Origin of the sequence: Microcystis sp. M165S2 (genome assembly GCF_020245885.1) — a bacterium.
GTDB lineage: Bacteria > Cyanobacteriota > Cyanobacteriia > Cyanobacteriales > Microcystaceae > Microcystis.
On record NZ_JADBTZ010000421.1, the window covers coordinates 1 to 6,495 of the forward strand.

General features: G+C 46.5%; 5 protein-coding genes. 4 read left to right on the forward strand and 1 reads right to left on the reverse strand.

The window, feature by feature from the left end; translation table 11 throughout:
* Positions 1 to 257: RRXRR domain-containing protein (locus tag IM479_RS20835; protein ID WP_287699562.1), on the reverse strand; the 257-nt coding region annotated here is incomplete at its 3' end.
* 673 nt (positions 258 to 930) lie between these two features.
* Here IM479_RS20835 and IM479_RS20840 point away from each other — a divergent pair.
* The 4 genes from IM479_RS20840 (at position 931) to IM479_RS20855 (ending at position 6,378) form a co-directional block, all read left to right on the forward strand.
* Complete coding sequence (locus IM479_RS20840; RefSeq protein WP_287685734.1) at positions 931 to 2,121, forward strand: DUF3747 domain-containing protein; 1,191 nt, start codon at positions 931 to 933, stop codon at positions 2,119 to 2,121.
* A 401-nt stretch (positions 2,122 to 2,522) separates the two neighbouring features.
* Complete coding sequence (zwf, locus tag IM479_RS20845) at positions 2,523 to 4,052, forward strand: glucose-6-phosphate dehydrogenase (protein WP_287078655.1); 1,530 nt, start codon at positions 2,523 to 2,525, stop codon at positions 4,050 to 4,052.
* 231 nt (positions 4,053 to 4,283) lie between these two features.
* Complete coding sequence (opcA, locus tag IM479_RS20850; protein WP_286825415.1) at positions 4,284 to 5,639, forward strand: glucose-6-phosphate dehydrogenase assembly protein OpcA; 1,356 nt, start codon at positions 4,284 to 4,286, stop codon at positions 5,637 to 5,639.
* 157 nt (positions 5,640 to 5,796) lie between these two features.
* Positions 5,797 to 6,378, forward strand: coding sequence for a Uma2 family endonuclease (locus IM479_RS20855; RefSeq protein ID WP_287685732.1), 582 nt, complete (start codon positions 5,797 to 5,799; stop codon positions 6,376 to 6,378).
* Positions 6,379 to 6,495: the final 117 nt, after the last annotated feature.

The window sequence follows — 6,495 nt, forward strand, 5'->3', positions numbered from 1 at the left end:
AGTTCTAAGTGAGCTTTCCAAAGAGTAAAAAGAGAGGATTGAACGCCAATTCCAGAGAATAATTTACCCGGGTCAATACCAATGGCAATCGGTTGGGTTTTGTTGTTAGAGGATTCAGTGGTTAGCTGGACATAGAAAATACCTAAGTCGTTGAATTTACCGATGGCTTTTCCTTCTTTAATCCACCGTCTGGCCCGACTGGGTTTGGTGGGCATTAACGACTTTCCGTCTTTTGAGATAACAGGAACTCTTGCCATGGAGATAATCCTTAAGAGTAAAGTTAATGTCCCTTACCGCAACACAATCAAGATGTCTTGTCTAACAACGCTTTACCAATAAAGCTTAGAGGGAATCCGAACTAGGGAAGTATTCGGAGGTCTGTGCCAGATTGTGTCTCGATGCGGTAGTCTCTACTTGCGTCGCCTAAATTGGTCTAGGCAAGCCCCGTCGCTTTTAGGGCGGGGTTAGTGACAATTGTTTACCTCACACACACCAAAGAAAAGGCAATGGCTCACCAGAGCTAATGAACTATGATAATTTACCTCAGCACTGATAGCCCTCAATCGATTAACTGCAATTTTTTAGGCAATTATTGGGCTTAAATCCTGTGAGGAAGTCAAGGGCTGCGGCCAATTAAAAGCCTCTCTCCCCATCTTAGCCTAAGACTCGAATGGCTGGCTAAAATTTTCAACAATTCGCCAAAATCTCCCCAGTTTCAACAGCTAACCGAATTAATATTGATCAACCCACCAGTTCCATCAGAATATTGCCAGGATAAATAGGTTCGGAAATTGAAGATTGAGAGAAAACTTGTGCGGACAGACAACAATCCGGCGCAGTCCGGAACAACAACCGGAAGCATTCAGTCTTAGAATATTGGGACTAGCACGTCTATTTTTACTGCAAAAATCGTCTTATAGATTAAAGATTATGAAAGCCAGATTATCGATCGCCCTAACCGCCCTAATGACCTTGGGCATAACTGCCACACCAGCGGTCAACTTTGACGAACAGGACATCGAGCAGACCCAGGTAATAGCGATCGCTCGTCCCTACGGAGGTAATAAATTTGACCTGCTAGTATTGGAACAAATCCAGGGAAAACAGAAGTGTTGGAGCGAAAGCGGCTCAAATCCCGTCATGATCGACCCGCTGCTCCTCAACTTTGACTTTACCGGCATTTGTCGCCGCGCCACCGATAGTAATGGTTATTCTATCCGTCTCGATGGCCGGGATTTTGGGCTAGATTACATCCTGCGTATTGTGGAACGCAATGGCCAATTATACTTAGTGGGAACTCCCCGGGATGCTCGCAGACCGGAATTAGTGGTGGGAAGAACCCGAGGAATGCAAACAGGATTTATGAAAATTATCCTCGAACCGGGTTGGAGATTTAGCCGTCGTACTTTCCAAGGCAAAAGTTTAGGCCACTTCTACTTTAGCGGCAAAGAAGCGGAAGTTCTCGCAGCTGGCGGCAGACCTCCCATCAACGAAACCACTCCCCCCCCCACTTCCGGGGCCAGTTTTCAGGATATTAGCGGCGATATCTATAAAACTGAGATTGAAAAAGCAATCGCGCTTGGGGTAGTGGCCGGTTTTAAAGAAGATAACACCTTCCGCCCCGAAAATCCCGTCACCAGGGAACAATTCGTCTCGATGATTATTGAAGGGATGGGAACTGTCACCAAAATTAACCTAGAAGCGATTCCCCCCGGCAGCGGCAGTTTTAACGACGTAGAAGCGACGCGCTGGAGTGCCCAAAAAATCCAATGGGCCCGGGCTAATGGTATTGTTGCTGGCAAAGCTAACGGCGAATTCCGTCCCACCGACCCCATCACTAGGGCCGAATTGATGGCGATTCTCAAACAGGCCGCCACCTACCTGAAAACTCAGCAAAAACAAGCCCCCGATTTAGCCCAAACTAAAACCCCCGTCAATTTTTCTGATACTTCCGGTCATTGGGCTGCCAGTTTAATTACCCAGATGTCGGGATTTTGCGGTGTGGCCTCTCCCTTGAACGAACAGGGTAGTTCTTTTGTACCAAATGACCCCGCCCGTCGTAACTACGCAGCAGCCGCCATTGTCCGTACCCTCGATTGTGTTAAAACCGCCAAAAAATAACGGCCTCTCCTCAATCAGGGTTTGCTGAAAAAGTTTTTCCTAGGGGTAGGGTGTGGGGTGTGGGGTTTTATCCATTTTTAGGTGGTCAATTACCTAATTTTCAGGGAAAAAGTCCCCCAATTTTCCCCCCGCTCACTCCCAGGCCCCGAACTTTTTGATTTCAAAAAAGCCTAGGCACTCATGCAAAAGGAGGAATAAATAATCAGTCTTTAATAACCAGATTTAATATAATTACTGTTTACTGATCACTGCTTACTGATCACTGATTACTGTTTACTGGTCACTGATCACTGTTTACTGATCACTGATCACTGATTGTGGTTGTTAATTTTTACTTTAGGTATGCCGTCGAGTATTATCGCTAAACTGGGAAATAATGCACCTCGGCTAGACAAAATCCTATGGTAAAGCTGCTCGAAAATCCTCTCCGAGTGGGATTGCGACAAGAAAGAACCCCAGAACCCCTAATTTTAGTCATTTTTGGGGCATCGGGAGACTTAACCCAAAGAAAACTGGTTCCTGCCCTCTATCAACTGAAACGGGAAAGACGACTGCCGGCCGAATTAACCATCGTCGGTACAGCGCGCCGAGAGTGGAGTCATGATTATTTTCGCCAACAGATGCGCCAAGGCATCGAAGAATTTTCTGACGGGATTGGTAGTGAGGAATATTGGCAAGACTTCGCCCAAGGCTTGTACTATTTCCCCGGCAACATGGACGATCCAGAAAGTTACGCCAAAATGAAAGTCTTTCTGGAAGAATTAGACGGAATGCGGGGAACCCGCGGCAATCGAGTCTTTTATCTAGCGGTTTCTCCTAATTTCTTTCCCCCCGGCCTTAAAAACCTTGGGGCGGCCGGAATGCTTACAGACCCAATTAAACACCGGTTAGTGATCGAAAAACCCTTTGGCAAAGACCTCAGTTCTGCCCAAGTTCTCAATCGAGTCGTACAAGAGGTTTGTCAGGAGAACCAAGTTTATCGCATTGACCACTATTTAGGCAAGGAAACCGTCCAAAACTTACTGGTGTTCCGATTTGCTAACGCCATCTTTGAACCCCTCTGGAATCGTCAATTTATCGATCACGTCCAGATTACCGTGGCCGAAACCGTGGGAGTGGAGGATCGGGCCGGATATTACGAAAAATCGGGGGCTTTGCGGGATATGGTGCAAAATCACCTGATGCAGTTATTCTGCTTAACGGCGATGGAAGCACCCAACGCTATTAACGCTGATAGTATCCGCGGCGAAAAAGTCAAAGTCCTGCAAGCGACTCACCTGGCCGATATCAATAACCTAGAAAAATCCGCCATCCGCGGCCAGTATAAAGCCGGTTGGATGAAAGGAAAACCCATTCCGGGCTATCGGGAAGAACCGGGGGTTAATCCGGAATCCACCACTCCCACCTACGTGGCCATGAAATTAATCGTCGATAACTGGCGTTGGCAGGGTGTCCCCTTCTATCTGCGTACGGGTAAACGTCTGCCCAAAAAAGTTTCCGAGATTGCCATCCAATTCCGCAATGTGCCGTTATTAATCTTCCAATCGGCAGCCCAACAAACTAATGCAAATGTACTGAGTCTGCGAATTCAGCCTAATGAAGGTATTGCCCTGCGTTTTGAGGCAAAAATGCCGGGGTCGGAATTACGCACGCGCACGGTAGAAATGGACTTTAGTTATGGTTCCTCCTTCGGTGTTGCCAGCGCTGATGCCTATAATCGCCTACTTTTAGACGCTATGCTAGGAGATCAAACCCTATTTACCCGTTCTGACGAGGTAGAAGAAGCATGGCGCATCGTTACTCCCGCTCTCGCCGCTTGGGACGCTCCCGCCGATCCTGCCTCCGTACCCCAATACGAAGCGGGTACTTGGGAACCCACAGAAGCGGAATTTCTCCTTAACCGCGATGGCCGTCGTTGGCGACGACTCTAATACAGTGAACAGTAATCAGTGAGCAGTAATCAGTGAGCAGTAAACAGTAATCAGTGAGCAGTAAACAGTGAGCAGTAAACAGTTAAAAGGCAGCTCCGAGCTTGTCGCTTAATACTATTCACTAAAAACTCACACCTGATAACTGATAACTGGTAACTGATAACTGGTAACTGATAACTGATAACTGATAACTGGTAACTGGTAACTGATAACTGATAACTGATAACTGACATGACCACCCAAAGCCCCCCCATTGTCTCCCTGCAAGCACCGAAAGATGTTTCCATCGATGTGATCGAGCAGGAACTGCGCGATATCTGGCAATCCTATAATGATAATGAGGATGGTATGGCCGCCACCCGGGCCACCACCTTTAGCTTTATTGTCTATGAACCCGATGCGGTACAGGAATTGTTAACCCTTCTCGGCTATTACACCGGCCCGATTGATGGTATTGCCGGTCCCCGGACCCACGCCGCGATCAAAGTCGCCCAGAAGGACCTAGAACTAGAAGTAACCGGGCTTTCTAGCGATGAATTTGTCGCTCGGTTAAGGGCAGCCTGGGAAGCGGAAAAAAACGCCGAGGACGGGGCTAATCATCGTCAATACGCCGCCGATTTGGATGCGATTGGGGTCGCAGATGCGATCGCTGCTTCCAATCCCTGTCGCATTATTACCCTCTGTCCCACCGCCGAGGCCGATGAAGGGGTAAAAGCCTCCGTTTCTGCCTATTGTCCCGTCAACAAACGTAGTCAGAACACTTTAGTTTGCTGTGAATACGTCACTTTAAGCGGTACGGCGGAAGCTTTGGAACGAATTGGCGGCATTATTTCCGAGTTAACTATTCCCAGTTTGCCCAAATTTCTCTGGTGGAAAGCTAGTCCCGATGCGGAATATGGACTATTTAAGCGTCTGGCCAGTCAATGTGATACGATTATCGTCGATTCCAGCACTTTTCGGGAACCGGAAACGGAACTGCTGCAAGTGGGGGATTTACTAGCAACAGATGTACCATTGGCTGACCTGAACTGGAGTCGTCTCGCCCCTTGGCAAGAACTAACCGCCGAGGCTTTTGATCCACCGGAGCGCCGGGATGCTATTCTGGAAGTCGATCGCATCACTATTGATTATGAAAAGGGCAATCCTTGCCAAGCTTTTATGTTCCTCGGTTGGATGGCCAGCCGGTTACAATGGCGACCAGTGGGATATAGTCACCGGTCGGGAGATTACGCTATTCATCGGATTAGCTTCCTCGGTCAGGACCAGCGTTTAATTGAAGCAGAATTAGCTGGTATTCCCGTGGCCGATTGGGGTGAGGTACAAGGGGATCTGATTAGTATTAAACTCAGTTCTACTAATCTTCAGGCTGATTGTTGTACGGTAATTTGTTCGGGAACTACCGGCTGTATGCGGATGGAAGCTTCGGGAGGGGCCCAATCTTGCCGCATTGAACAAGTAGCCCATCTGGAAGACCAAAAAACAGAAACTCTGCTAGGTAAACAGTTACAGCGTTGGGGCAAGGACGTGCTTTATCAAGAAAGCATGAAAGTCACCGGCGCTATCCTCAAATTATCCCGACCGGATTAACAAATTAGCAACAATAATCCCACCCACTTTGGAGAGACCTGGTTAACAAGGTCTCTCGATATTTATACGGCAGTCAGCACCTGATTAAAACCGATAATTGTACCTTTTCAGAAAACAGGTTATTATAAAGACAGAGCTTTGCTTTCAAGGGGGCAATATGGTCGCAACCACTGAGAAACGCTACACAGTCGCAGAATACTTTCAACTAGAGGAAACTGCCACCGACAGACACGAGTATCGAGATGGAGAAATTATTATTATGACTGGGGGAACTCCTAACCATAATCGCATTGCCTTGAATTTCTGTAGAAGATTTCCCTTAACTATCCAGAATCAAGCCTATGATATATTTATCACCGATCTACGCTTGGCCATACCCACCTATAATTTATACACCTATCCCGATATTATGATCGTTAAGGGAGAACCAATTCTTGAAAGAGGACGCACCGATACGATTACCAATCCACAGGTGATTATCGAGGTTTTATCAAAATCTACTCAAGACTATAATCGGGGTGATAAGTTTAAGTTTTATCGCTCTCTTAATAGTTTTGAAGAATATATTTTAATCGATCAATATGGTTATTATATCGAACAATTTCATAAAAGAGGTGATCATTGGGCATTTCGGGATTATCACGATCAAGAAGCGATTTTAACTTTGTTTTCTCTAGATTTTCAAATATCCCTGACAGATTTATATCAGCGGGTGGATTTTACCGAAATTTTGGGTTAAAGCCCCGTCCTTTTAGGACGGCTTTTTAAACTATAGCTTGTTAACTTAACTTTTATTGTGCTATACTGATTTTATCTAAGTACCCCCTGCGTAAAATGTTTGTCTTAGAGTTTAAAG

What these genes read in the sequence shown, in the direction of transcription:
- IM479_RS20840 (WP_287685734.1), top strand. Translation starts at nt 931, where the DNA reads ATGAAAGCCAGATTATCGATCGCCCTAACCGCCCTAATGACCTTGGGC.
- zwf (WP_287078655.1), top strand. Translation starts at nt 2,523, where the DNA reads ATGGTAAAGCTGCTCGAAAATCCTCTCCGAGTGGGATTGCGACAAGAA.
- opcA (WP_286825415.1), top strand. Translation starts at nt 4,284, where the DNA reads ATGACCACCCAAAGCCCCCCCATTGTCTCCCTGCAAGCACCGAAAGAT.
- IM479_RS20855 (WP_287685732.1), top strand. Translation starts at nt 5,797, where the DNA reads ATGGTCGCAACCACTGAGAAACGCTACACAGTCGCAGAATACTTTCAA.